The 21,483-nt window shown below is 69.7% G+C and carries 16 protein-coding genes; 8 read left to right on the top strand and 8 right to left on the bottom strand.

Annotation, left to right across the window (positions count from 1 at the left end; translation table 11 throughout):
- Positions 1-89: 89 nt before the first annotated feature.
- From AC07OC_RS16105 to AC07OC_RS16095, 3 genes are all read right to left on the bottom strand, one after another.
- Positions 90-3,935 carry an ATP-binding protein gene (locus AC07OC_RS16105; protein ID WP_494601729.1) on the bottom strand — a complete coding sequence of 1,282 codons (3,846 nt, stop codon included), beginning with the start codon at positions 3,933-3,935 and terminating at the stop codon, positions 90-92.
- Between the two features lie 142 nt (positions 3,936-4,077).
- Entirely contained in the window at positions 4,078-4,515 is a 438-nt protein-coding gene (locus AC07OC_RS16100) for a cupin domain-containing protein (protein WP_255591121.1), read from the bottom strand.
- A 161-nt stretch (positions 4,516-4,676) separates the two neighbouring features.
- A complete protein-coding gene (locus AC07OC_RS16095) occupies positions 4,677-5,432 on the bottom strand; it encodes a sulfite exporter TauE/SafE family protein (protein ID WP_494601727.1) in 756 nt (251 codons plus the stop codon).
- Positions 5,433-5,616: 184 nt separating this feature from the next.
- On the opposite strand from AC07OC_RS16095, the gene AC07OC_RS16090 reads away from it, so the two are divergent.
- On the top strand, positions 5,617-6,594 hold the full coding sequence (locus AC07OC_RS16090) for a LysR substrate-binding domain-containing protein (RefSeq protein ID WP_494601725.1): 978 nt from the start codon (positions 5,617-5,619) through the stop codon (positions 6,592-6,594).
- Between the two features lie 27 nt (positions 6,595-6,621).
- Here the strand turns inward: AC07OC_RS16090 and AC07OC_RS16085 are convergent, their stop codons facing one another.
- Entirely contained in the window at positions 6,622-7,263 is a 642-nt protein-coding gene (locus AC07OC_RS16085; protein ID WP_218295375.1) for a pyridoxamine 5'-phosphate oxidase family protein, read from the bottom strand.
- 92 nt (positions 7,264-7,355) lie between these two features.
- On the opposite strand from AC07OC_RS16085, the gene AC07OC_RS16080 reads away from it, so the two are divergent.
- Complete coding sequence (locus AC07OC_RS16080; RefSeq protein WP_494601723.1) at positions 7,356-8,285, top strand: LysR substrate-binding domain-containing protein; 930 nt, start codon at positions 7,356-7,358, stop codon at positions 8,283-8,285.
- Positions 8,286-8,306: 21 nt separating this feature from the next.
- Here AC07OC_RS16080 and AC07OC_RS16075 read toward each other — a convergent pair whose 3' ends face one another.
- Complete coding sequence (locus AC07OC_RS16075; RefSeq protein WP_494595165.1) at positions 8,307-8,873, bottom strand: carboxymuconolactone decarboxylase family protein; 567 nt, start codon at positions 8,871-8,873, stop codon at positions 8,307-8,309.
- A gap of 150 nt (positions 8,874-9,023) precedes the next feature.
- On the opposite strand from AC07OC_RS16075, the gene AC07OC_RS16070 reads away from it, so the two are divergent.
- The 3 genes from AC07OC_RS16070 to AC07OC_RS16060 all read left to right on the top strand — a co-directional run bounded on the left by AC07OC_RS16070 (position 9,024) and on the right by AC07OC_RS16060 (position 10,881).
- Positions 9,024-9,911: a helix-turn-helix transcriptional regulator gene (locus AC07OC_RS16070; protein ID WP_494595167.1), complete on the top strand. Its 888-nt coding sequence runs from the start codon at positions 9,024-9,026 to the stop codon at positions 9,909-9,911.
- A 212-nt stretch (positions 9,912-10,123) separates the two neighbouring features.
- Entirely contained in the window at positions 10,124-10,621 is a 498-nt protein-coding gene (locus AC07OC_RS16065) for a hypothetical protein (protein WP_494601722.1), read from the top strand.
- Positions 10,618-10,881 (top strand): hypothetical protein, encoded by a 264-nt coding sequence (locus tag AC07OC_RS16060; protein ID WP_218295380.1) that lies wholly within the window; start codon positions 10,618-10,620, stop codon positions 10,879-10,881. Before AC07OC_RS16065 ends, AC07OC_RS16060 begins: the two co-directional genes overlap by 4 nt.
- A 9-nt stretch (positions 10,882-10,890) precedes the next feature.
- On the opposite strand, the gene AC07OC_RS16055 is transcribed toward AC07OC_RS16060, so the two are convergent.
- The 3 genes from AC07OC_RS16055 to AC07OC_RS16045 are packed head-to-tail and all read right to left on the bottom strand — an operon-like array spanning position 10,891 to position 15,349.
- Entirely contained in the window at positions 10,891-12,549 is a 1,659-nt protein-coding gene (locus AC07OC_RS16055; protein WP_494601720.1) for an acyl-CoA synthetase, read from the bottom strand.
- Between the two features lie 49 nt (positions 12,550-12,598).
- Positions 12,599-14,269, bottom strand: coding sequence for a diguanylate cyclase domain-containing protein (locus tag AC07OC_RS16050; RefSeq protein ID WP_255591120.1), 1,671 nt, complete (start codon positions 14,267-14,269; stop codon positions 12,599-12,601).
- Positions 14,270-14,272: 3 nt separating this feature from the next.
- Positions 14,273-15,349, bottom strand: coding sequence for an ABC transporter substrate-binding protein (locus AC07OC_RS16045; RefSeq protein ID WP_255591119.1), 1,077 nt, complete (start codon positions 15,347-15,349; stop codon positions 14,273-14,275).
- A gap of 87 nt (positions 15,350-15,436) precedes the next feature.
- On the opposite strand from AC07OC_RS16045, the gene dnaG reads away from it, so the two are divergent.
- The 3 genes from dnaG (at position 15,437) to AC07OC_RS16030 (ending at position 21,433) form a co-directional block, all read left to right on the top strand.
- A complete protein-coding gene (dnaG, locus tag AC07OC_RS16040) occupies positions 15,437-17,506 on the top strand; it encodes a DNA primase (protein WP_494601717.1) in 2,070 nt (689 codons plus the stop codon).
- Positions 17,507-17,765: 259 nt separating this feature from the next.
- Positions 17,766-20,135, top strand: a complete 2,370-nt coding sequence (gene rpoD, locus AC07OC_RS16035; RefSeq protein WP_218295384.1) for an RNA polymerase sigma factor RpoD — start codon at positions 17,766-17,768, stop codon at positions 20,133-20,135.
- Positions 20,136-20,395: 260 nt separating this feature from the next.
- Positions 20,396-21,433, top strand: a complete 1,038-nt coding sequence (locus AC07OC_RS16030; RefSeq protein WP_218295385.1) for a Bug family tripartite tricarboxylate transporter substrate binding protein — start codon at positions 20,396-20,398, stop codon at positions 21,431-21,433.
- The last annotated feature ends 50 nt before the right edge of the window (positions 21,434-21,483 follow it).

The raw sequence follows: 21,483 nt of genomic DNA, 5'->3' as shown, positions 1-21,483 counted from the left end.
GCGTTGACAGAGCGTTGAATGCCGCGATCGCGGCCCTGGACCGGGCCCGCGACAAAATGCCAGGGGGGCAGGCCGCCGCGATGCTTCCGTCAGGGGCGCATGGCCGCGGCCACCGCGGTGCACTGCGCCAGGCATTCCCGTGCCTCGTGCAGATCCGGGTTGCCAGGCAGGTCCGAGACGCGAGCCAATGCGGGTTCGAGCAGCGCCGCCGCTTCGCCACAGGCCCCCTGCGCCGCCAGCAGGCGTGCGATGCGCGTGGCGCTGCGCAGCGCAAACAGGGCCGCGCCGCAGGCCTCGGACCGCGCCAGCGCGTCGCGGTACAGCCGCAGCGCCGGCGCGGTGTCGGACGGCCGCAGCTGCAGCAGGGCATCGCCCCGCAGGCGCAGGAGTTCTGCGACGAAATGCGTGTCGTGGTGCGCGGCCGCCTTGTGCAGCGCCTCGTCGATGGCGGGCAGCGCCTCGGCGCCACGGCCCAGGTGCAGCAGCGCATCGATGAGGAACGCCATGAAGGTGATCTCGATCACGCGGAACACCTGCCGCGCGCCCTCCAGGCCCTCGCGGACGGGGGCCAGCGCGCGGGCATCGCCCTGCACCGCCTGCGCCCAGCCCAGCACAGCCGCGGCGGCGGCCTGCCACAGCAGCAGCCGGTGGTGCTGCGCGTAGGCCAGCAGTTCGGCGCTGAGGGCGGCGGCGTGCTCCGGATCGCGCAGGTGGCGGTAGAGCACGGCAGCGCAGCTGAACGCAAAGCCGAAGCTGTGCGCGTGGCCCAGCGCGCGTGCCAGGGCCACGTTGTCATCGGCCAGCGCCCGCGCGCGCGGCAGGTCGCCCTCGATCCAGTGCACCCAGGCCAGCAGGGCGCGCGCGGCGATGCCGATGTCCTCGCCGAACCGCGCGATCGATTCGGCACTGCCCACCCGCGTGCTCCAGCCGATGGCCGCCTCCAGGTGCCCCCGCGAGCGCGCGAACTCGCCCAGCCACAGAGTGTTGTTGCCGTAGGCGTACTCCACGGCCATGCGCCGCGCCGGGTCGGCGCTGCCCTCGGCCATGCGGGCCAGGCGGTCGGCGTATTCCAGCGGATGCTCGTCCTCGCTGTGGCGCCCCACCATCCACAGCCCCCACATGAGCGGGAACAGGTCCATGCCCGGCGGCGCGCTGGCGGCGAGCGCCCAGGCGCGGTGAAAGCAATCCCTGGCCGCGTCGGAGCCATAGCCCTGCGCGCCCACCAGGGCCGTGCCCAGGCCGACCTGCAGCAGCAGCTCGTCGCGCGCGCGGCCCGGGTCGTCCTCGGGCAGCGCCTGCACGGCGGCCAGGCCCGCATAGAAGTCGTGGATGGCCTCCCCCAGCACCGAGCGCGATGCGGCCTGGGTGCCGGCCACCCACCAGGCATGCGCAGCGGCGGGATGGATGGATTCGGACAGGTGGTGGGCAAGGATTGCGGGATAGGCCCGCACACGCTCGGAAAAATCGGTGCGCAGCGCCTCGGCCAGCCGGGCGTGCAGCCGCCGCCGCTCGGCCTGGGCCAGCGATTCGTAGGCGGCCTGGCGGATGAGCGCATGGCGGAAATACAGCGGCCCGCCGAGCCGCCGCCGCACCAACCCCGCGTGCTGCAGTACCTCCAGGCCGCCGCCCACATCGTCCTGCGGCCCGGCGATGGCGCGCAGCAGGTCCTCTCCGAAGTCGCGGCCGATGCAGGCCGCGTACTGTGCGATGCGCTTGGCCGGGCCCATTCCATCCAGGCGCGCGGCCAATGCGTCCCACAGCGTGGCCGGCACCTCGCTGTGGCCTGCGCCCCCCGCCAGAGCGGCACGGGCCAGTTCCTCGGCGTACAGGGGCACCCCGTCGGCGCGGCCCACGATGGACGCCATCTGGGAATCCCCCAGCCGCGTGCCGCCCTCCAGCTGCGTCACCAGGGCGCGGATGGACTGGTACGACAGCGGCGCCAGTTCCAGTTGCACCGCCAGCCTGGCGGCCAGCGGCCCATGCGGCTGCGCCCGCGTGGTGCACAGCAGAAGCAAGGGGGCATCGCGGTCTGGCGCCAGCATGCGCTCGAGCAGCTCCGATGTGGCCTGGTCGGCCCAGTGCAGGTCCTCCACGACGAGAAGCAGCGGCCGGCCATCGCTGCCGGGGCCGAACAGCCGCGCCAGCAGGTGCTGCTCGCGTTCCTTGCGCTGGGCCGGGTACAGGGGCTGCGCAGCGGCGGCAATGCCGGGGTCCATGGGCAAGCCCAGCAGGTGCAGCAGCACGGGCAGCTCCGCCAGGGCGGCCTCCGTCCCCAGCTCTTGCAGAACCTGGACGGCGGCCTGGACAGCGCCCTGGTGCGCATCGGCGGGCGTGCCGTGGTCCAGCCCCATCTGGCGATGCAGCTGCTCGACAAAGGGAAAATAGGGGATGTGGGCCGACTCGGCCTGGCAGGCCACTTCGGCGACCCGGCCGCCACAGGCCCGGACCTGCTGGGCCAGGGCCGCCGCCAGGCGGGACTTGCCCTTGCCCGCATCGGCCCGCAGCAGCACGCCCACCTGCCGCCCCCGCTGCACGTCGCCCCACGCGGCCAGCAGCCTGTCCAGCTCCTGGCGCCGCCCGACCAGGGGAGAGGCGGGGCGCTCCTCCGCATCCCCGCGGCGCATGTCCTGCCTTCGGGCCAGCAGCACCGCCGCGCCCTCCTGGGCAGAGCCCCATTGGAAATGCGTCTCCAGGATGCCGCGCAACGCGGCGCTGGCCAAGACGCCCCCCGCCGGCGCGGCCTGCGCCATGCGGCGCGCCGTCCTGGTGAGCGTGCCCGCCGCATCGGGCGGGCCTTGGGATTCGGCCACAAAGGCCCAGCCCGCGTGCAGGCCCACGCGCGGCACGAGGTCCGCCGCGCAGCCCGCGGCACGCCACGTCTGCACCAGGGCGAGAGCGGCCTGCGCGGCATCGCGCGGCGCATGCTCGCGCGCGCTGGGGTAGCCGAAGAAGGCGAGCAGCTCGCCCCCCTGCGCCGCGACCACATGGCCTGCGTACCCGCGAACAAGCCCGCTGCCCTGCTCCAGCAGCCCCGCCAGCGCGGCGGCGGCGTCCTCGGGGTCCATGCCGTCGCGCGGCTCGAAATCGCAGGCCAGCACGGCAAGGCGGCGGCGTTCCGGCAGCGCCAGGCCCTCGGGCCGCGGGGAGTGCGGTGCTGCGGCGGCGCCGATGCGTTCGACCAGCGCCACGGTCTGTGGCTCGGGCTCGGCCCCCAGCTCCTGCGCGATGGCGCGGCGGTACGCGGCATAGTGCGTCAGCGCCGCGGACGGGCTGCGGCGCGCGAGCAGCCGCAGATAGCTGCGCTGCAAGGGCTCGCGCCACGGGTCCACCTCGATGGCGCGCTGCGCATACTGCAGCGCCTTCGCGCCGTGGCCCTGCAGCTCGTGGTGCGCCACCAGCCGCTCCAGCATGTCCAGCGCCTGGCGGTGCAGCCCTTCGCGCCGCGCGGCCAGCCATGCCTCGAACTCGGGCGCGTCGGGCAGGTACAGCCCCGCCAGCAGGGCCCCCCGGTAGTGCGCCACGCGCTGCTCGAGCAAAGCCGGCGCATCCACGGGCACGCCGGCGCCCGCGAGGAAATCGGCCACGTCCAGGCGGCAGCCGGCGCCGGCGCGCAGGCGCAGCGTTTTCTGGGACGCTTCGATCAGCGGCGGGGATCCCGTCGCCGTCGCCTGCGCCTCGCCCAGCGCACGGCGCAGGTCGAAGAGGCAGCCCCGCAGGTTGGCGCGGGCCCGCTCGGCATCCACCTGCGGCCACAACAGGTCGGCCAAGTGCTCGCGGCGGTGCTCGCCAGGCTCCAGGGCCAGGTAGGCCAGCAGTGCGCGGACCTTGTCATAGGGGAACGCGGTCACGGCCTCCTGTCCGCGCGAGATGTCGAATCCGCCCAGAAAGCGCATGGCCAGCTCGCGCGAAAGAGGCCCGTTCACGAAGGTAGTCAAGGTGCGAAGAGAGGAGCAACGGGGGACGGGAAGGAATGGTGCGCTGGCGGGCACCGCGGCATTCTATGTGCCGCCCGCGCGCAGCCCGGCCGGCCCCCGCCGCCCAGCCCCTGTCACTGCGCGGGGCCGCGCCACGGCGCCCTCACTGCTCGGCGATCACATCCACGAACACCAGCGGCTCGGTGCCGGTGTTGACCAGACCATGGGATTCGCCCTTGCGCACGATGGTCACATCGCCCGGCTTCACGGGCACCTCGCGGCCGTCCTTGTCGCGGAAGGTGCCACGGCCCGAGACGATGATGTAGGTGTCTTCATTGGTCGTGTGCTTGTGGTAGCCGATGGAGTCGCCCGGCTGCAGCGTGAGCCAGCTGATCTCCTTGATGGCCTGGTCCCTGGACGCCTTGTCGCGCGTGAACGCATACTCGCCGATCAGCGTGCCCTTGCCACCGCCGGCGGCCTCCTTGCTGGCCTTGATCAGTTCTTCCTTGGCGTACACCTCGGCCAGGGCCGGCGCGGCCAGCAGGGCCAGAGCCAGGGCGGCGCCCGCAGCCCGTGCAAGCGATTTGTTGTGTGTTGTCATAAGTCTCCTCGGTGGATGGATGCCACAGCCGCGCCGGTCAGTCATCCCGGCACACGCCGCGGCGGCCGCGCCCGCATGGGCAAGGCGCGTGCCGAAGGGCATGTTAGAGCCTTGGGCGCCGTTGCGCTGCCGGGCCGTCAGGGTTCTGAAGGCGTGCGCCCTCACCCCAGCCGCGCCAGCACCCTGGGCACACTCGCCACCAGCATGGCCACACCCGACAGCGTGAGCAGCCCGAGCACGATCTGGCGGAAACGCAGGTCGCTGATGCCGTGGTACAGCCGCGCGCCCAGCAGCGTGGGCACCAGCATCGCCGGCACCACGATGGCCAGCAGGGGCAGCGCCTCCCGGGTGACCAGGCCGGTGGCCAGGTAGGTGATGAAGGTCACCAGCAGCATCGCCAGGTTGAAGTTCTGGATGATGGCGCGCTGCATGTCCTTGTCCATGCCGCGCAGGGTGCACCACAGCGTGGGCAGCACGCCGGTGAAGCCGCCCAGCCCACCCATCACGCCGCCCGCCATGCCCACCACCGCATCGGCCACGCGCCCGCCGCGTGTGATGCGGGGCAACTGCTTGGCCATGAGCATCGCCGGGCACCACAGCGCCAGCAGCGTGCCCAGGATGACCTTGAACGCGTCCATGTCCAGCCGGGGCAATACGGCCACCCCGATGGGGATGCCCACCAGGCCGCCCAGCACAAAGGGCAGCAGGCGCACCCGGTCAAAACCCCGGCGCACCGTGGCCGCCGCCACCAGCTGGCCCGTGAGCGCGCCGCACACGGTCAGCACGGCCGCCAGGCGCGGCTCCAGCGTCCAGGCCCAGAACGACATGGCCACCATGCCAAAGCCAAAGCCCGACAGGCCCTGCACGAAGCCCGCCGCCACGGCCCCCAGGGCCACCACCCACAGCACTGAATCCATTGCCTTGTCCCCCTTCTGGTTGTCCGCGTGCCCAAGGAGACTGGCGGTGCCTCTGCGCTCCCGCCAGCTCCACCCACCTGCCTGTTCGCTCCCTCGCTCGCTTCGCATTGTGGAGACTTCCCATAAGCAAAGCATCAGCAATTAATATCAAGCCATACAGTTTTCTGAATACCCCAAAAACCCGATGCCCACGCCCCCGCCCCTGGATCCGGAGGCCGTCCAGGCCCGCCTTGCCTCGCGCCTGAAGGTGCGGCATCTGGTGCTGCTGCAGCAGATCGAGGCGCATGGCACGCTCACCCGCGTGGCGCACCACATGGCCACGAGCCAGCCCGCCATCACGCACGCGCTGGCCGAACTGGAGGCGATCTTCGGCGCGCCGCTGTTCGAGCGCTCCCCGCGCGGCATGGTGCCCACCGCGCTCGGCGCCGTGGCGCTGGCCCGTGCGCGCACCCTGCTGCAGGACCTGGGCCACTGGGCCCGCGACATGGAAGCGGCCAGCGCGGGCCGCGCCGCGCACCTGCAGGTCGGCGTGATCCCTTTCGTGCCGGGCCGCCTGCTGGCCGCGGCCATCGGGCAGACCCGGCCGCGCGGGCTGCGCGCCACGGTGAGCATCCACGAAGGCACCAGCGACCACCTGCTGCAGCGCCTGCGCGGGCACGAACTGGACTGCGTGATCGGCCGCGCATCCGCCGTGCTCGACATGGACGGGCTGGTGCACGAGGTGCTGTACCACCAGGAGCCGCGCCTCATCGCCCACCGCCGCCTGTCGGCGCGCCTGGCCCGCAAGCCCCTGGCCTGGGCCGAGCTGGCGGGCCTGGACTGGGTGCTGGGCGCGCGGCAGACGCCCATGCGCGAGCAGATCACCGACTTCTTCCTGCGCGCGGGCGTGGTGCCGCCGCAGCCTTATGTGGAAAGCCTCTCGTCCAAGGTCATCGGCGAGCTGGTGGCGGCCAGCGAGCGGGCTGTCTCCATCGTGCCGGCCGACATCGCGCAGGAGCTGGTGCGCATCGCCGGCGTGGCCATCGTGCCGCACCGCTTTGGCTGGACGCTGCCGCCCATCACGCTGTTCCAGCGCCTGCGGGACGCGCAGCATGCCGAGGTGGCGCAGTTCGCGCAGGCGCTGCGCGAGGCGGCGGCGGCCTTCACGGCCGAGCAGGCCTGAGGGTTCGCGTCCGTCCGGCCGATCCTCTCAATACAGCGTCGCCTGCTGCCGCGCCGGCAGTTCCTGGTCGTACGCCGCGCCATCGAATGCGCCGTGCGTGAGGGACGCAAGGATGGCGCCGGGCGTGGGCACCGGTCGCGGGGTGCCGGGCGGCACGGCATCCCACAGGCGCGAGCGCTGGAGGGCACGCGCGCACTGGAAGAACACGGTCTCCACGTCGACCACGACCACGCACTTGGGCGGCTGGCCGTTGACCACGAAACGCGCGAGCAGATCGGGCGCCACACTGATGCGGGCACGGCCGTTCACGCGCAGGGTTTCGCCCACGCCGGGGATGAGGAACAGCAGCGCCACGCGCGGGTCGGCCAGGATGTTGCGCAGGCTGTCGGCGCGGTTGTTGCCCCGGCGCTCGGGCAGCAGCAGGGTGGTGTCGTCCTGCAGTTGCACGAAGCCCGGCGGATCGCCGCGCGGCGATGCATCGAGCCCCCCGGGGCCGGTGGTGGCCAGCACCGCGAAGGGCGAGGCCTCGATCATGGCGCGGTAGGCGGGGTGGACGCGGGGCACCTCCTTGTGCACGGAGGCATCGCTGAGCGGCCCGAGCAGCGCCTCCAGGCGCGCCAGGGTGTCGATGGCATGGGGGTCGGGCTGCGCCGGGGCGGTGGCTGTCATGGCGGGTGGTTCAAAAAAAGGTGGAGGGGATCAGGGCCAGAGGCGATGGTGCGCACGACGGCGGCCGCTGACAAACGACATCGCCGCCCGGCATGCGTGACAAAATCGCACACATGCCGCCCGCCACGCCACAGCGCCTGCCCCCGCTCCATGCGGTGCGCGCCTTCGCGGCGGCAGCGCGCCACCTGAGCTTCACGCGCGCGGCCATGGAACTGCATGTCACCCACAGCGCCATCAGCCGCCAGGTCCGCGCGCTGGAAGACCACCTGGGCGTGGCCCTGTTCGAGCGGCGCGTGCGGCAGGTGCTGCTCACGCCGCAGGGCCAGCAGTTCTTTGCGCAGGTGGAGCCCGCCCTGGCGCAGATCGGCGCCGCAGCCCAGGCCCTGGCGACACCCGGGGCCCCGCGCACCGTGACCATCAACGTGCGCCCCTCGTTCGCCGTACGCTGGGTCATCCCGCGCCTGCCGGGCTTCGTCGCGCAGTGCCCGGACATCGAGCCCAACGTGGTGACCAGCACGGTCACGCCCGACCACGCCACCGCTCCGTTCGACGTGGCCATCCGCCGGGGACTGGCGGGCTGGCCGGCCGCGATCACGCCGCAGCCTTTTTTGCACGACCAGGCCCTGGTGGTGGGCACACCCGCGCTGTGGGCGGCCCAGCCGGTGCGCACGCCGCCCGACCTGGCGGCGCACGTGTTGCTGTGGTCGCGTTCGCGCCCCGGCGACTGGGACGACTGGAAGCGCCAGGTGGGCGCCCCGCGCCTGCAACCGGCGAGCCAGCTGCAGTTCGACCACCTGCATTTCGTGCTGCAGGCCGCGCTGGACGGGCTGGGCTTCGCGCTCGCTCCCGCCTCGCTGGTGGCGCAGGACCTGGCGGCGGGCCGCCTGGCCTGCCCGCAGCCGGGGCTGGCCCTGCCGCTCACGCGCCACTACTACGGCCTGGCGCCCCAGGCATCGCCGCAGGCCCAGCGCTTCGCGGCGTGGCTGGAGCAGGAACTGCAGGCGGCCCGCACAGTGGCGTGAGGGGCATGCAGCCCCCTCGGCTCAGCGCGCGGGGCGCAGCTTCACGCCGGGGAAGTCCACGGGCACGGCCAGCGCCACGTTCACGTAGTTGGTGAACAGGTTGAGCGCCACATGGGCCACGATCTCCACGATGTGCCCGTCGCTCCAGCCCTGCTCGCGCAGCGCCTGCACATCGGCGGCATCCACCTGGCCGCGTTCGTCGACCAGCTTGAGCGCGAAGCGCAGCACCGCGGCGGTGCGCGGGTCGGCGGATGCACCCGACTGCGCGGCGGCCAGCTCGTCGCCGCTCACGCCCGCCTTGCGGCCCAGCGCCGTGTGGGCGGCCAGGCAGTAGTCGCAGGCATTGCGGTTGGCCACGGCCACGGCGATCTGCTCGCCCAGCGCGGCGCCGATCTGGCCGCCGCCCAGCGCACCGAAGGCGCCCCACATGCTTTGCAGCGCGGCCGGCGAGTTGGCCACCGCGCGGAACATGTTGGGTGTGGCGCCGAAAGCGCCGTGGATCTGGTCGAGCAGCGCGCGCGCCGGGCCGCTGGCAGTGGAGCGGTCGACAAGGGGAATGCGGGCGGCGGAGGAGGCAATGGTGGACATGGTGTCTTCCTTGGAAATGGCATGGAGGTTGAAAGCCGGTGCGTTGGCCGCATCGGGTGCATGAACACAGCACCCCTGCAGTGTCTGGCGACATCGAATACCATTGGGCATCAATAGTCCATCATTCATACCAATACATCCAAAACAACCATGAGCCCCACGGAAAGCAGCCTCACGCCACTGTCCGTGCCGCTGGACCGCCTGTCCTCGCTGCTGGAACGGTTCAGGGTGCGGGCGCGCCTGTTCCACACCGGCCCGCTGTGCGGCGTCACCCATTTCGCGGCGGCGCCCGGGCGCGGGTTTCTGCATGTGCTGCGGCGCGGCGAGATGGTGGTCGCCCACCAGCCCCTGGCGGGGCCACCGGAGCGCCTGGAGGTGCGCGAGCCCAGCCTGCTGTTCTACGCGCGGCCGCTGGAGCATTTCTTTCACAACGCGCCCATGGAGGGCTCGGACTTCACCTGCGCTGCACTGGACTTCGATGGCGGCGCCAGCCACCCGCTGGCGCGCGCCCTGCCCCCGCTGGTGCTGCTGCCGCTGGCCCGCGTCGAGGGCCTGCAGCAGGCGCTGGATTTGCTGTTCGCCGAGACCGACCGCCTGCGCTGCGGCCACCGCGTGCTGGCCGACCGGCTCTTTGAAGTCGTGCTGCTGCAGTTGCTGCGCTGGCTGCTCGACCACCCCGAGGAGGCGCGGATGCCCCCGGGCCTGCTGACCGGCCTGGCCGACCCGCGCCTGGCGCGCACGCTCACGGCCCTGCACGATGCGCCCGGCGAGGCCTGGAGCCTGGAGCAGATGGCCGCGCAGGCCGGCATGTCGCGCAGCGCCTTCGCGGCACGCTTCAAGGCCGTGGTGGGGGAAACGCCCGCGGACTACCTGGCGCACTGGCGCCTCACCCTCGCGCAGGCCCACTTGCGCGGCGGGCGGTCCGTGAAATCGATCGCCCATGGGCTGGGGTATGCCAACCCGTCCGCGCTGTCGCGGGTGTTTGCGCAGAAGCTGGGCATGTCGCCACGCGCCTGGCTGGAAGGCCTCGCGGCATAGCCGTTCCTCCCCGTGGCCCACCTAGCCCGGCTCGACGCAGGGCCCGCGGGACGCCACAATGCCCTGCGCCCACCGCCATGCCCCAGCCGCCTTCCCGCAGGGCGGATTTTTGGGTAAAAACAGGCGCAAGCGCTTTTATCCATTGCGCAAGTAGCTATTTTATTGATAGCAAACACCCGTGAACTGCCCAGCCCCCGGAAAGGACTCACGCCATGAACACAGCGCTCACCCAACTGGCTACCGGCTGCGACTTGGCCAGCGACGCCCAGACTCCGCTGCGCCTGGCGTTTGGCTTGGCCTGTGTGCAGCGCGTGCGCCACCTGCTGGAAGACCCGGAGGCCATCGCGGGCCTGGACACGCTGGCAGCGTTCACGGCGGGCACGGTGGATGCAGCCACGCTGGCGAACGCCGCCGCCCGGCTGAAGGAAGTGGCCTCGCACCACCGGGGCTCGCAGTCGCTGGACGGATCGGCCCATGCCGCCGTGTCGGCCACCTACGCCGTGGCCAACGCGCTCGCGGGCCGGGCACTGGAGGCCGCCAGCTACGCGGCCTATGCCACGGTGTACGCGTACGGCGGGTATGCGGTGCAAGACCTCTCGGCCTTCGAGCCGGAGCACCAGTGGCAGGTGCTGGCATTGCAGCGGCTGCTGGACGATGCTCCGTCCGAACGGTCGGCACAGCCCGCCGCCGCCAGCCAGCCCGGCGCATGAGCCGTCAGCAGATTCCCGCCGCGCTGGCCGCCCCGCTGCGCATGATCCTGGAGGCCGAGCTGGCACGGGGCAACGTCATCGACGAAGTGGCGGACTGGCCGCCCCAATGCGAGCTGCTTGTGATCCTGCGCCGCCCGTTCGCGACGGCCTACCCCACCGGGCCCGGCGTGGCGTTCACCGCCATCGAAGACCGGCACTACTGGAAGTCCGAATACAACCTCGATGGCGGCCGGCAGACGCTGGCGTGCGGTTTTGGCTGAGCCGTGTGATCAGACGTTGATGGCCGCCGCCGACCCGGCCAGCTTGCGCAGCTCGAACTTCTGGATCTTGCCCGTGCTGGTCTTGGGCAGATCGCCAAACACCACGGCGCGCGGCACCTTGAAGCCCGCGAGGTGCTTCTTGCAGTGGGCCACGATGTCCTCGGGCGTGGTGGTGGCCCCCGCCTTGAGTTCCACAAACGCGCACGGGGTTTCGCCCCACTTGGCATCGGGCTTGGCCACCACGGCGGCGGCCAGCACGTCGGGGTGGCGGTAGAGCACGTCTTCAACCTCGATGGACGAGATGTTCTCGCCGCCCGAGATGATGATGTCCTTGCTGCGGTCCTTGATCTTGATGTAGCCGTCGGGGTACTGCACGGCCAGGTCGCCGCTGTGGAACCATCCGCCCGCAAAGGCCTCGTCGGTGGCCTTGGGGTTCTTCAGGTAGCCCTTCATGGCGATGTTGCCCTTGAACATGATCTCGCCCATGGTTTCGCCGTCCTGCGGCACGGGCAGCATGGTCTCCGGGTCCAGCACGCGCACGTCGCGCTCCAGGTGGTAGCGCACGCCCTGGCGGGCGTTGAGGCGGGCGCGCTCTCCGATGTCGAGCTGGTCCCACGCCTCGTGCTTGGCGCATACGGTGGCGGGGCCGTACACCTCGGTCAGGCCGTACACATGGGTCAGGTCGAACCCCATCTTCTCCATGCCCTCGATCATCGAGGCCGGGGGCGCTGCGCCCGCCACCATGGCCTTGACGCCCCCTTGTGCGAGGTTCTGCACGCCCGCCTTCATCGCATCCGGCGCATTGACGAGCAGGCCGTGCACGATGGGCGCGCCGCAGTAGTGCGTCACGCCGTGGGTGCGGATGGCGTCGAAGATGGCCTGCGCGTCCACGCGGCGCAGGCACACGTTCACGCCCGCGCGGGCCGCCACCGTCCAGGGAAAGCACCAGCCATTGCAATGGAACATGGGCAGCGTCCACAGGTAGACCGCGTGCTTGGGCATGTCCCACTCCAGCACGTTGCTGATGGCATTGCTGGCCGCGCCCCGGTGGTGGTAGACCACGCCCTTGGGGTTGCCCGTGGTGCCGGACGTGTAGTTGAGGGCAATGGCGTCCCACTCGTCGGCGGGCAGGCTCCAGGCGAAAGCCGGATCGCCCGTGGCGACAAAGGCTTCGTAGTCCGTGCCGCCCAGGCTCTGCGCGGCGGGGCCGTAGAGCGCGTCCTGTACCTCGATCACGCGGATGGGCGTGGTGCCCGTGCGCAGGGCCAGCGCCTTGGCCATGGTGCCGGTGAACTCGGGGTCCACGATCACCGCCCTGGCCTCGCCGTGGTCGAGCATGAAGGCAATGGCCTCCGGGTCCAGCCGGGTGTTGAGCGCATTGAGCACCGCGCCCGCCATGGGCACGCCAAAGTGGGCCTCCACCATGGGCGGGGTGTTGGGCAGCATCACGGCCACCGTGTCGTTCTTGCCGATGCCTGCCTGCGCCAGGGCGCTGGCCAGCTGGCGGCAGCGGGCATAGGTCTGGCTCCAGGTCTGGCGCAAGTCGCCGTGCACGATGGCCAGGCGGTCGGGGTAGACCTCGGCCGTGCGTTCGATGAACGACAGGGGTGACAGGGATGCGAAGTTGGCTTCGGTGCGGGGCAGGTTCTGGTCGAAGATGGAGGTCATGGCTCGCGAAGGTGGGTGAACGGGTCACAGGCTACCGCCCCAGGCTGACTCAAACCCTTCGGCGGCGGCTCTGCTTGACACGGTACATCGCCGCGTCGGCGCTGGCCAGCAGCGTGTGCGCGTCCTGGGCGTCGCGCGGGAACAGGCTCACGCCGATGCTGGCGCGCAGGGCCAGCGGCTGGCCGTCGATCTGCAGCGGGCTCTCGAAAGCGAGCTCCAGCTTGGCGGCGATCTGCAGCGCCGCATCTTCGCAATCCACGTTCTCGCACAGCACGATGAACTCGTCGCCCGCGAGCCGGGCCACGGTGTCGGCCTGGCGCACGGCGCCCACGACGGTGCGGGCCACGGCCTGCAGCACCCGGTCGCCCGCGGCATGGCCCCGCGCGTCGTTGACGGCCTTGAAATCGTCCAGATCCACAAACAGCAGCGCGCAGTCCCGCCCGCTGCGGCGCGACAGCTCCAGCGCCTGCGCCAGGCGCTGCTCGAACATGCGGCGGTTGGGCAGGCCCGTGAGCGCGTCGTGGTGCGCCAGGTGGGCCATGGCGTCGCGGCTGGCGTTGAGCTCCGTCATCTGGCGGCTGATCTGCTGCTCCATGTCCTGGAAACTGCGCGCCAGCTCACCCACCTCATCCTCGCGCTGCACGGGCAGCACGCCATGCGGGCGGCCCTGCGGAAAGGCCTGCGTGGCGCGCACCATGGCCTTCAGGGGCTGGGTGACCACGCGCGACACCCAGGCCGCCAGCAACACGCCCACGGCGCTCAGCACCAGCAGGATCTTGAAGATGCTGCGCCCCAGGCTCACCACCTCGCCCTGCACGGCGGCAAGGGGCTGGGAGAGCCCCACCACCATGGACCGCCCCTCCTGCGGCCGCCCGAAGGGCATGCGCACGAACGAGAAGACACGCGCCTCGTCATCGCCAGGGCCCTGCTGGCTGAGCACGGCCTGTTCCTCGCGGCCCTCGATCAGGGCCGCCACCGGGCCGAAGGCATCCTGGATCAAGATGCGCTGGCCGCGGTCGAAGCCGAAGGTCTGGGTGGCGTCCGGGTGCACCAGGAAATCGCCCCAGCGGTTGCTGAGAAAGAAGCTGTAGGAGGCGGGCAGCGCAGCATTGAAATTGCGCAGGAACTGGTGCGCCGCCACGCGCACCACGACCACGCCCCGCACCTGCCCCCCACGCACCACGGGCGAGGCCATGCTGAACACAGGCAGGGCCTCGGCATCGGGAGCCCCCTCGTGGTTGATGCCGAACTCGGACACATAGACCTCGCCAGGCCCCAGCGCCAGCGTTTCGAAGACGAAGGGGAAATGGGCCTTCTCCTGCAGCTCCCCCTCGCTCGCGCGTAGCCAGGCGTCCCCCGTGCGGTCGATGCGCACCAGCTCCAGGCCGTAGTCCTGCGCACCGATGAAACGGATCTGCTGGTAGCTCGGGTGCGCCACCAGGCTGGCCCTGAACATGTCGGCCAGCACGTTCCTGTCCTGCTCGATGGCGGCCACGCTGGCCAGGAAGGCGGTGTCGCGCGCCACCGTGCCAAAGCCCGCCTGCATGTGGCGCGACAGCACCTGGGTGGTGGCCAGCAGCGCCTGCTCGGCCCGCCCCTGCAGGCGCGTGCGGCTGGAGTCGAAGGTGTAGTAGCCCGCCAGGACGGCGGCAAACACGCTGAAGGACGCCAGCAGGATTCCCAGCCGCAGCGCAATGCCCCATTTCATGCGGGTTTTCATGCGTCAGAACCGGGAGGGCCGGTCTCCCGACAGGATGCGCTGCCACAGTTGCGCGCGGCGTGCTTCGTCCTCGACGGGCTCCAGCCAGACGATGGCCCCGGCGGGGGCGTCGTCCGAGAGCGCGGGCGGCTCGTCGAGCGTATTGGCCAGGCCCTGGCGCCGGGTCAGCTCGCGGCTCACCGTGGGGTCGAGCATGTAGTTGATCCACTCGGCGGCCAATGCGGGCTGGGTCGAGCGCCGGGTGATGGCCCAGCAGTCGAGCCAGGCGAGCGCCCCCTCGCGCGGCACCACGTAGCCCACGTCCAGCCCGGCATCGCGCAGCTGCTTGAGCTGCTGCTGGCCGTAGTTGGCGTGCATGACGGCAATGCGGTGCTTGCGAAACAGCTCCAGCGACTCCTCGGGCAGGCTGTAGAACGAACGCACGTTGCGCCGCAGGGCCACCAGATCCCTGGCCAGGGGGCCGAACTGGGCCGCATGCAGGTGAAACGGCGGCAGGCCGCGGTACATGGCCGCCAGGGAGAACCCGTGGCTGCTGCCGTCGAATGCCAGCACACGCCCCCGCCAGCGCGGGTCCCACAGCACCGCGATGGAACTGGGGGGCACGGCCATCTGCTGGCGGTCATAGATCAGCCCCATCTCGGAATAGGTGTAAGGCATCGCGAACACATCCGTTCCCTGCGCGATGCCCGCAATCGCATGCAATTGCCGAAAGCGCGGAAGCTGGCGCTCGGCATTGGGAATGTTGTGCACAGGCAACGGTGCAAGCAGCCGGCGTGCCACCAGGCGCGCGATTTCGGCGGTATTGGCGGCCACAAGGTCGAAACCGGGCCCTTGGGGAGAGGCCAGCTGGGTGCGCAGCACGTCGTCGGAGGCGACGGTGGTGACCTCCACCTTGACCCCATGGCGCTTCTCGAAAACGGCCACGATGTCGGGGTCGGCATACCCCGGCCAGGACAGCACGCGCAGCACCGGCGCGGCCCTCGCGGGCGCGGGCCACAGGAGCGCGGGCACCAGCGGCAGCAGCACGGCCACATCCCGGCGCCGCAGCCCCCGCTGCGCCGAAGTGCTGGACGCGTCCATTGCCCGCCACCATGCCGTGACCGCCATGCCGAAAGCCCCGCTTCTGCAATATCTGGTAACAAACAGTTTACGCGGACAATACGCGGCGTGACGATCCCTCAGTCTTTCATTCAGGAACTGCTTGCCCGCGTCGATGTGGTCGACATCGTGGGCCGCTATGTGCAGCTCAAGAAAGGCGGTGCGAATTTCATGGGGCTGTGCCCCTTTCACGGCGAAAAATCCCCCTCGTTCAGCGTGAGCCCCGCCAAGCAGTTCTATCACTGCTTTGGCTGCGGCAAGAACGGCAATGCCATCAGCTTCCTCATGGAGCACGCGGGCATGGGCTTCGTCGAGGCCGTTCAGGACCTGGCCCAGCAGGTGGGCCTCTCGGTGCCGGACGACGACATCTCCCCCCAGGAGAAGGAACGCGCCGCCGCCGCCCGCCAGAAGCAGGCCACGCTGACCGACGTGCTGGAGAAGGCTGCCGACGCCTACCGCCGCCACCTGCGGGAATCCCAGCGCGCCATTGGCTACTTCAAGGGGCGCGGCGTCTCGGGGACGGTGGCCAAGCGGTATGGCCTTGGCTACGCCCCCGAAGGCTGGCGCAGCCTGGCCAGCGTCTTCGCGCAGTACGACGACCCGTTGCTGGAGGAAAGCGGCCTGGTCATCGTCAACGACGAGGACGGCGGCAAGCGCTACGACCGGTTCCGCGACCGGGTCATGTTCCCCATCCGCAACGTCAAGGGCGAATGCATCGGCTTTGGGGGCCGCGTGCTGGGCGACGACAAGCCCAAGTACCTCAATTCGCCCGAAACCCCCGTGTTCCACAAGGGCCGCGAACTGTACGGCCTGTTCGAGGCGCGCACGGCCATCCGCGAGCAGGGCTATGCCCTGGTCACCGAGGGCTACATGGACGTGGTAGCGCTGGCGCAGCTCGGGTTTCCGAACGCGGTGGCCACGCTGGGCACCGCCTGCACACCCGAACACGTGCACAAGCTGCTGCGCTTCACCGAATCGGTGGTGTTCAGCTTCGATGGAGACAACGCCGGCCGGCGCGCCGCGCGCAAGGCGCTCGATGGCGCCCTGACCCACGCCACGGACACGCGCAGCATCAAGTTCCTGTTCCTGCCGGCCGAGCACGACCCGGACAGCTTCATCCGCGCCCACGGCACGGACGCTTTTGCCAAGCACGTGAGTGAGGCCGTGCCGCTCAGCCGCTTCCTGGTCGAATCGGCCAGCGACGGCTGCGACCTGGCCACCGCCGAGGGCCGCGCCCACATGGCCAGCAACGCAAGGCCGCTCTGGACGGCCCTGCCCGACGGCGTGCTCAAGCGCCAGGTGCTGGGCGAGCTGGCGGACCTCACCCAGCTCAAGGCACAGGACCTGGCGGACCTGTGGGGCCAGGCCACGGCGCGCGAGGCACCGCGGTCCTCCCACTCCGGTCACGGCGGCCATACCGGCGCAGGTAGTGCACCGGCCCGACAGGCGCCTGCGGCCTACGACCACGAACCACCCTCCTGGGACGCCCCGCCCGACGGGGGGTCGTGGCCGCCCCAAGGCGAGCCGGGCAGTGGATACGACGGCGGATACCAAGGCGGCTACGGCGGCGGAAGTGCTGGCCAGGGCAGCAGCTATGGCAACAAGCCCCCGTTCCGCAAGGGCGGCGACTGGAAGGGCAACTGGAAGAAAAAGGACAAGGACTCTCCCTGGCCGCCCCAGCCCCGCCTGCCGCGCACACCCACCGCCAGCCGCACGGACCACGCCGCCCGCCTGCTGCTGTCGCACATGGCCTTCCTGGAAGAGCTGACCCACGACGACCACGCCACCCTGTGTGCGCTGCAGCCTCCCCACGGCCCGCTTTTTGGCTGGCTGGAGGCGCAGTTTCACGAACACGGCCCCCTGGCCTGGGCCGTGCTGCGCGAGAGCCTGCGCGATCACGAGTGCGAAGCTCTGGCCGTGAAGGTGATGACGGGCTCGCACGCCCAGACCGAAGGCGACCTGCAGGAGCTGCGCACGGAACTGCGGGACCTGCTCAGCCGCATGCAGATCGAAGACATCGAGGAGCAGCAAAAACTGCTGATGCTGCAAGCCGCCACGGACCCGACCGCCCTGGAGCGCTACCGTGCACTGGAACAAAAACGCAGGGTTTTGCTGGGAGTGGCTGTCAAAGCCGCTTGAAATCCCGCCAGGCGGTATAATGTAGGGTTAGTTAGCGGCAAGAGCGACAGCAGCACCTCCGAACCGGGCCACCGTGACAAACGCGCACAACCAGCCCAACCATCGCAAGGACTGCACACCAAATGATCGCCCAGACATCTTGCCCCTGAGGGCCTCCCCTCAAAGCGCGAAGACATTTTCAGCTTCGCGTTGCCACCCGCGCCGGGATCTGTGGCGCTTGCGTTTTCTTTGTGTCCGTTTTTGATTCTGAGGTTCTCCCATGCCCGCTCAAAAGTCCGCGAAGCCGCCCAAGTCTGCTCCAGGCACCGCCGCGAAGGCCGTTTCCACCCCTGCTGCCAAGGCTCCCGCGAAGGCCGCGGCCAAAAAAGCTGCACCCGCACCCGCCCCAGCAGCCAAGAAAGTTAAAACCGTGCCCGTGAAAAGTTCTGCCGAGCTGACAAAAGCCGCCGATGAATTGCTGAAGAAAAAGCCTGTCCGCGCCAAGGCTGCCGCATCCGACGAGGAAGACACCCCGAAGAAGCGCCCGGGACGCCCCGCCAAGGCCGCGGGTGCCGCCGAATCCAAGGCGCCCGCCAAGCGGGGCCGCAAGCCCAAGGCTGCGGCCGGCGGCGATGAGAGCGGCGACGATACCGACCTGTCCGACATCGAAGCGGACCTGGAAGGTGAAGTCGAGGAAACCACCGAAGCCGCGGCCACGGTCGAGAAGGTCAAGCCGCTGCGCATGAAGATCAGCAAGGCGAAGGAACGCGCCTTGATGAAGGAATTCGGCCTGGACGAGACCGTCCTGTCCGAGGAAGACCTGGCCAAGCGCCGCTCGCGCCTGAAAACCCTGATCAAGCTGGGCAAGACCCGCGGCTACCTCACGCACGTCGAAATCTCCGACCACTTGCCCGACAAGCTGGTGGATGCCGAAACCCTCGAAGCCGTCATCACCACGCTGAACGACCTGGGCGTGGCCGTATACGAGCAGACGCCCGATGCCGAGGCGCTGATCATCACCGACAACGCTCCCACGGGCGCCAGCGAAGAAGAAGCCGAGGAAGCCGCCGAAGCCGCCCTGTCCACCGTGGACTCGGAATTCGGCCGCACCACCGACCCCGTGCGCATGTACATGCGCGAAATGGGCACGGTGGAGTTGCTCACGCGCGAAGGCGAAATCGAGATCGCCAAGCGCATCGAAGGCGGCCTGATGGCCATGATGGAGGCGATCAGCGCATCGCCCGCCACCATCGCCGAGATCCTCAACATGGGTGAGGAAATCCGCGAAGGCAAGGTCGTCATCTCCACCATCGTGGACGGCTTCTCCAACCCCAACGAGGCCGACGACTATGTGGCCGAGGAAGACTTCGACGAATTCGACGAAGCCGACGACGACGACGGCAAGGGCGGCTCCAAGGCGCTGACCAAGAAGCTCGAAGAGCTCAAGAAGCAGGCACTGGAGCGCTTTGACAAGCTGCGCGAGCTGTTTGAAAAAGTGCACAAGGTGTACGACAAGGAAGGCTACGGCACTCCTGCGTACGTGAAGGCCCAGCAGGCCCTGTCGGCCGAGCTGATGACCATCCGCTTCACCGCCAAGACCATCGAGAAGCTGTGCGACATGGTGCGCGGCCAGGTGGACGACGTGCGCAAGAAGGAGCGCGAGCTGCGCCGCATCATCGTGGACAAGTGCGGCATGCCGCAGGAAACCTTCATCAAGGACTTCCCGCCCAACCTGCTGAACCTGAAGTGGGTGGAAAAGCAGGCCGCCGCCGGCAAGCCCTGGAGCACGGTGATGGCGCGCAACATTCCGCCCGTGCAGGAACTGCAGCAAAAGCTGATGGACCTGCAATCGCGCGTGGTGGTGCCGCTGACGGAACTCAAGGACATCAACAAACGCATGAACGAGGGCGAAGCCACCTCGCGTGATGCCAAGAAGGAAATGATCGAGGCCAACCTGCGCCTTGTGATCTCCATCGCAAAGAAGTACACGAACCGCGGCCTGCAGTTCCTGGACCTGATCCAGGAAGGCAACATCGGCCTGATGAAGGCCGTGGACAAGTTCGAATACCGCCGCGGCTACAAGTTCTCGACCTACGCCACGTGGTGGATCCGCCAGGCCATCACGCGCTCGATCGCCGACCAGGCGCGCACCATCCGCATCCCGGTGCACATGATCGAGACCATCAACAAGATGAACCGAATCTCGCGCCAGCATCTGCAGGAGTTCGGCTTCGAGCCCGATGCATCCATCCTGGCCGCGAAGATGGAGATCCCGGAAGACAAGATCCGCAAGATCATGAAGATCGCCAAGGAGCCGATCTCCATGGAAACGCCGATCGGCGACGACGACGACAGCCACCTGGGCGACTTCATCGAGGACGGTGCCAACACCGCCCCCATCGAAGCCGCCATGCAGGCCGGCCTGCGCGACGTGGTCAAGGACATCCTCGATGGCCTCACCCCCCGCGAAGCCAAGGTGCTGCGCATGCGCTTCGGCATCGAGATGACCAGCGACCACACGCTGGAAGAAGTGGGCAAGCAGTTCGACGTGACCCGCGAACGCATCCGCCAGATCGAGGCCAAGGCACTGCGCAAGCTCAAGCACCCCAGCCGCTCGGACAAGCTGCGCAGCTTCATCGATTCGCTGTAACCACCCCGGCAGCCGGCTGCCCTGGCTGCACCCCAAGGCCCTGCCCTGCATCGCGGTGCGGGGCTTTTTCGTTTCTGCGGGGCGGCCCCGCGTTTACCCCGATGCTCCCGACAGCAAAATGACAGCTTGTAACGCGACTATTACATACTGCTGATGGAGACTGTCATGCAGTTCGGCACTCTCCGGCTGCAGGGCCTGGCATCCCAGTGCACGCTGCACGTGCCCGTTCAACGACCTGCCACCTTTTTGCGAGACACCGCATGACATCCTTCAACCGCCGCCAGATCCTCACCCAGGCTGCCGCAGCCAGCGCCGTGGGCGCGCTCGGCGCATCGCTTGCAGCGCCTGCCTGGGCGCAGGCCGCCGGTGCAACTGCCGCCGGCGCGCGCGGCGCGCCCGCCAAGGCCTCCAGGCTGGCGCCCACGCTGCGCATCGTGATCCCAGCCAACCCCGGCGGTGGCTGGGACCAGACGGGCCGGGCGCTGGGTGCGGCCCTTGCCGCCGTCGGTGCGGCAGACCAGATCGAATACGAAAACGTCGGCGGCAAGGGCGGGACCATCGGCCTGGCCAAGTACGCGGAGAAGTACGGCAACGACGCCAACACCCTGCTGATGGGCGGCATGGTGATGGTGGGCGCCGTGGCCCTGCAGAAACCCGCCGTGGACCTGACCCACATCCAGCCGCTCGCACGGCTCACCAGCGACTACCTGGTGGCGGCGGTGGCGGCCAAATCCCCCATCAAGAACGCCAAGGACCTGGCCGAAGCCATGCGCGCGGACCTGCGCGCCGTGCCGGTGGCCGGAGGCTCCGCGGGGGGCGTGGACCACATCTTTGCCGGGGTGCTGGCCCGCGCGTCCAAAGCCAGCCCGGAAGGCCTGGTCTACAAACCCTTCGCTGGCGGCTCCGAAGTGGTGGACGCCGTCGTGTCCGGCGGTGCGGCGATGGGCCTTTCCGGCTACAGCGAATTCAGCGACGCCATCGCGGCGGGCAAGCTGCGCGCCATCGGGGTATCGTCCCGCCGCAGCGCCTTTGGCCTGCCGGCCTTCCGTGAGCAGGGACTGGACGCGACCATGGCCAATTGGCGGGGCGTGTTCACCGGCAAAGGCGTGCCGCCCGCACGCGTGGCCGAGATGCTGGCCGCGGTCGAGGCGGCCACCGCCCACGAGTCCTGGCTGCGCACGCTCAAGAACAATCGCTGGGAACCCTCTTGGCTGACGGGCAAGGATTTGGCAGAGTTCATGGAGCTGGACCTCACCACGGCGCGGGTCATGGTGTACCTGCTCAAGCTGAAAGCCTAGACACCCCCCGGGTCGCTTCGCGCCCCGGCGCAGCGGCCAGGAGCGGCCGC

This window comes from Acidovorax sp. GW821-FHT10E04 (assembly GCF_059415185.1).
Note: the sequence above shows the minus strand (reverse complement) of the source record. Positions and strands in the feature narration are given on the sequence as shown.

Bases quoted from the DNA above. Each gene is read 5' to 3' on its own strand.
- AC07OC_RS16100 (WP_255591121.1), bottom strand. From the start codon at position 4,515: ATGACAACACACAACAAATCGCTTGCACGGGCTGCGGGCGCCGCCCTG.
- AC07OC_RS16095 (WP_494601727.1), bottom strand. From the start codon at position 5,432: ATGGATTCAGTGCTGTGGGTGGTGGCCCTGGGGGCCGTGGCGGCGGGC.
- AC07OC_RS16090 (WP_494601725.1), top strand. From the start codon at position 5,617: ATGCCCACGCCCCCGCCCCTGGATCCGGAGGCCGTCCAGGCCCGCCTT.
- AC07OC_RS16085 (WP_218295375.1), bottom strand. From the start codon at position 7,263: ATGACAGCCACCGCCCCGGCGCAGCCCGACCCCCATGCCATCGACACC.
- AC07OC_RS16080 (WP_494601723.1), top strand. From the start codon at position 7,356: ATGCGTGACAAAATCGCACACATGCCGCCCGCCACGCCACAGCGCCTG.
- AC07OC_RS16075 (WP_494595165.1), bottom strand. From the start codon at position 8,873: ATGTCCACCATTGCCTCCTCCGCCGCCCGCATTCCCCTTGTCGACCGC.
- AC07OC_RS16070 (WP_494595167.1), top strand. From the start codon at position 9,024: ATGAGCCCCACGGAAAGCAGCCTCACGCCACTGTCCGTGCCGCTGGAC.
- AC07OC_RS16065 (WP_494601722.1), top strand. From the start codon at position 10,124: ATGAACACAGCGCTCACCCAACTGGCTACCGGCTGCGACTTGGCCAGC.
- AC07OC_RS16060 (WP_218295380.1), top strand. From the start codon at position 10,618: ATGAGCCGTCAGCAGATTCCCGCCGCGCTGGCCGCCCCGCTGCGCATG.
- AC07OC_RS16055 (WP_494601720.1), bottom strand. From the start codon at position 12,549: ATGACCTCCATCTTCGACCAGAACCTGCCCCGCACCGAAGCCAACTTC.
- AC07OC_RS16050 (WP_255591120.1), bottom strand. From the start codon at position 14,269: ATGAAAACCCGCATGAAATGGGGCATTGCGCTGCGGCTGGGAATCCTG.
- AC07OC_RS16045 (WP_255591119.1), bottom strand. From the start codon at position 15,349: ATGGACGCGTCCAGCACTTCGGCGCAGCGGGGGCTGCGGCGCCGGGAT.
- rpoD (WP_218295384.1), top strand. From the start codon at position 17,766: ATGCCCGCTCAAAAGTCCGCGAAGCCGCCCAAGTCTGCTCCAGGCACC.
- AC07OC_RS16030 (WP_218295385.1), top strand. From the start codon at position 20,396: ATGACATCCTTCAACCGCCGCCAGATCCTCACCCAGGCTGCCGCAGCC.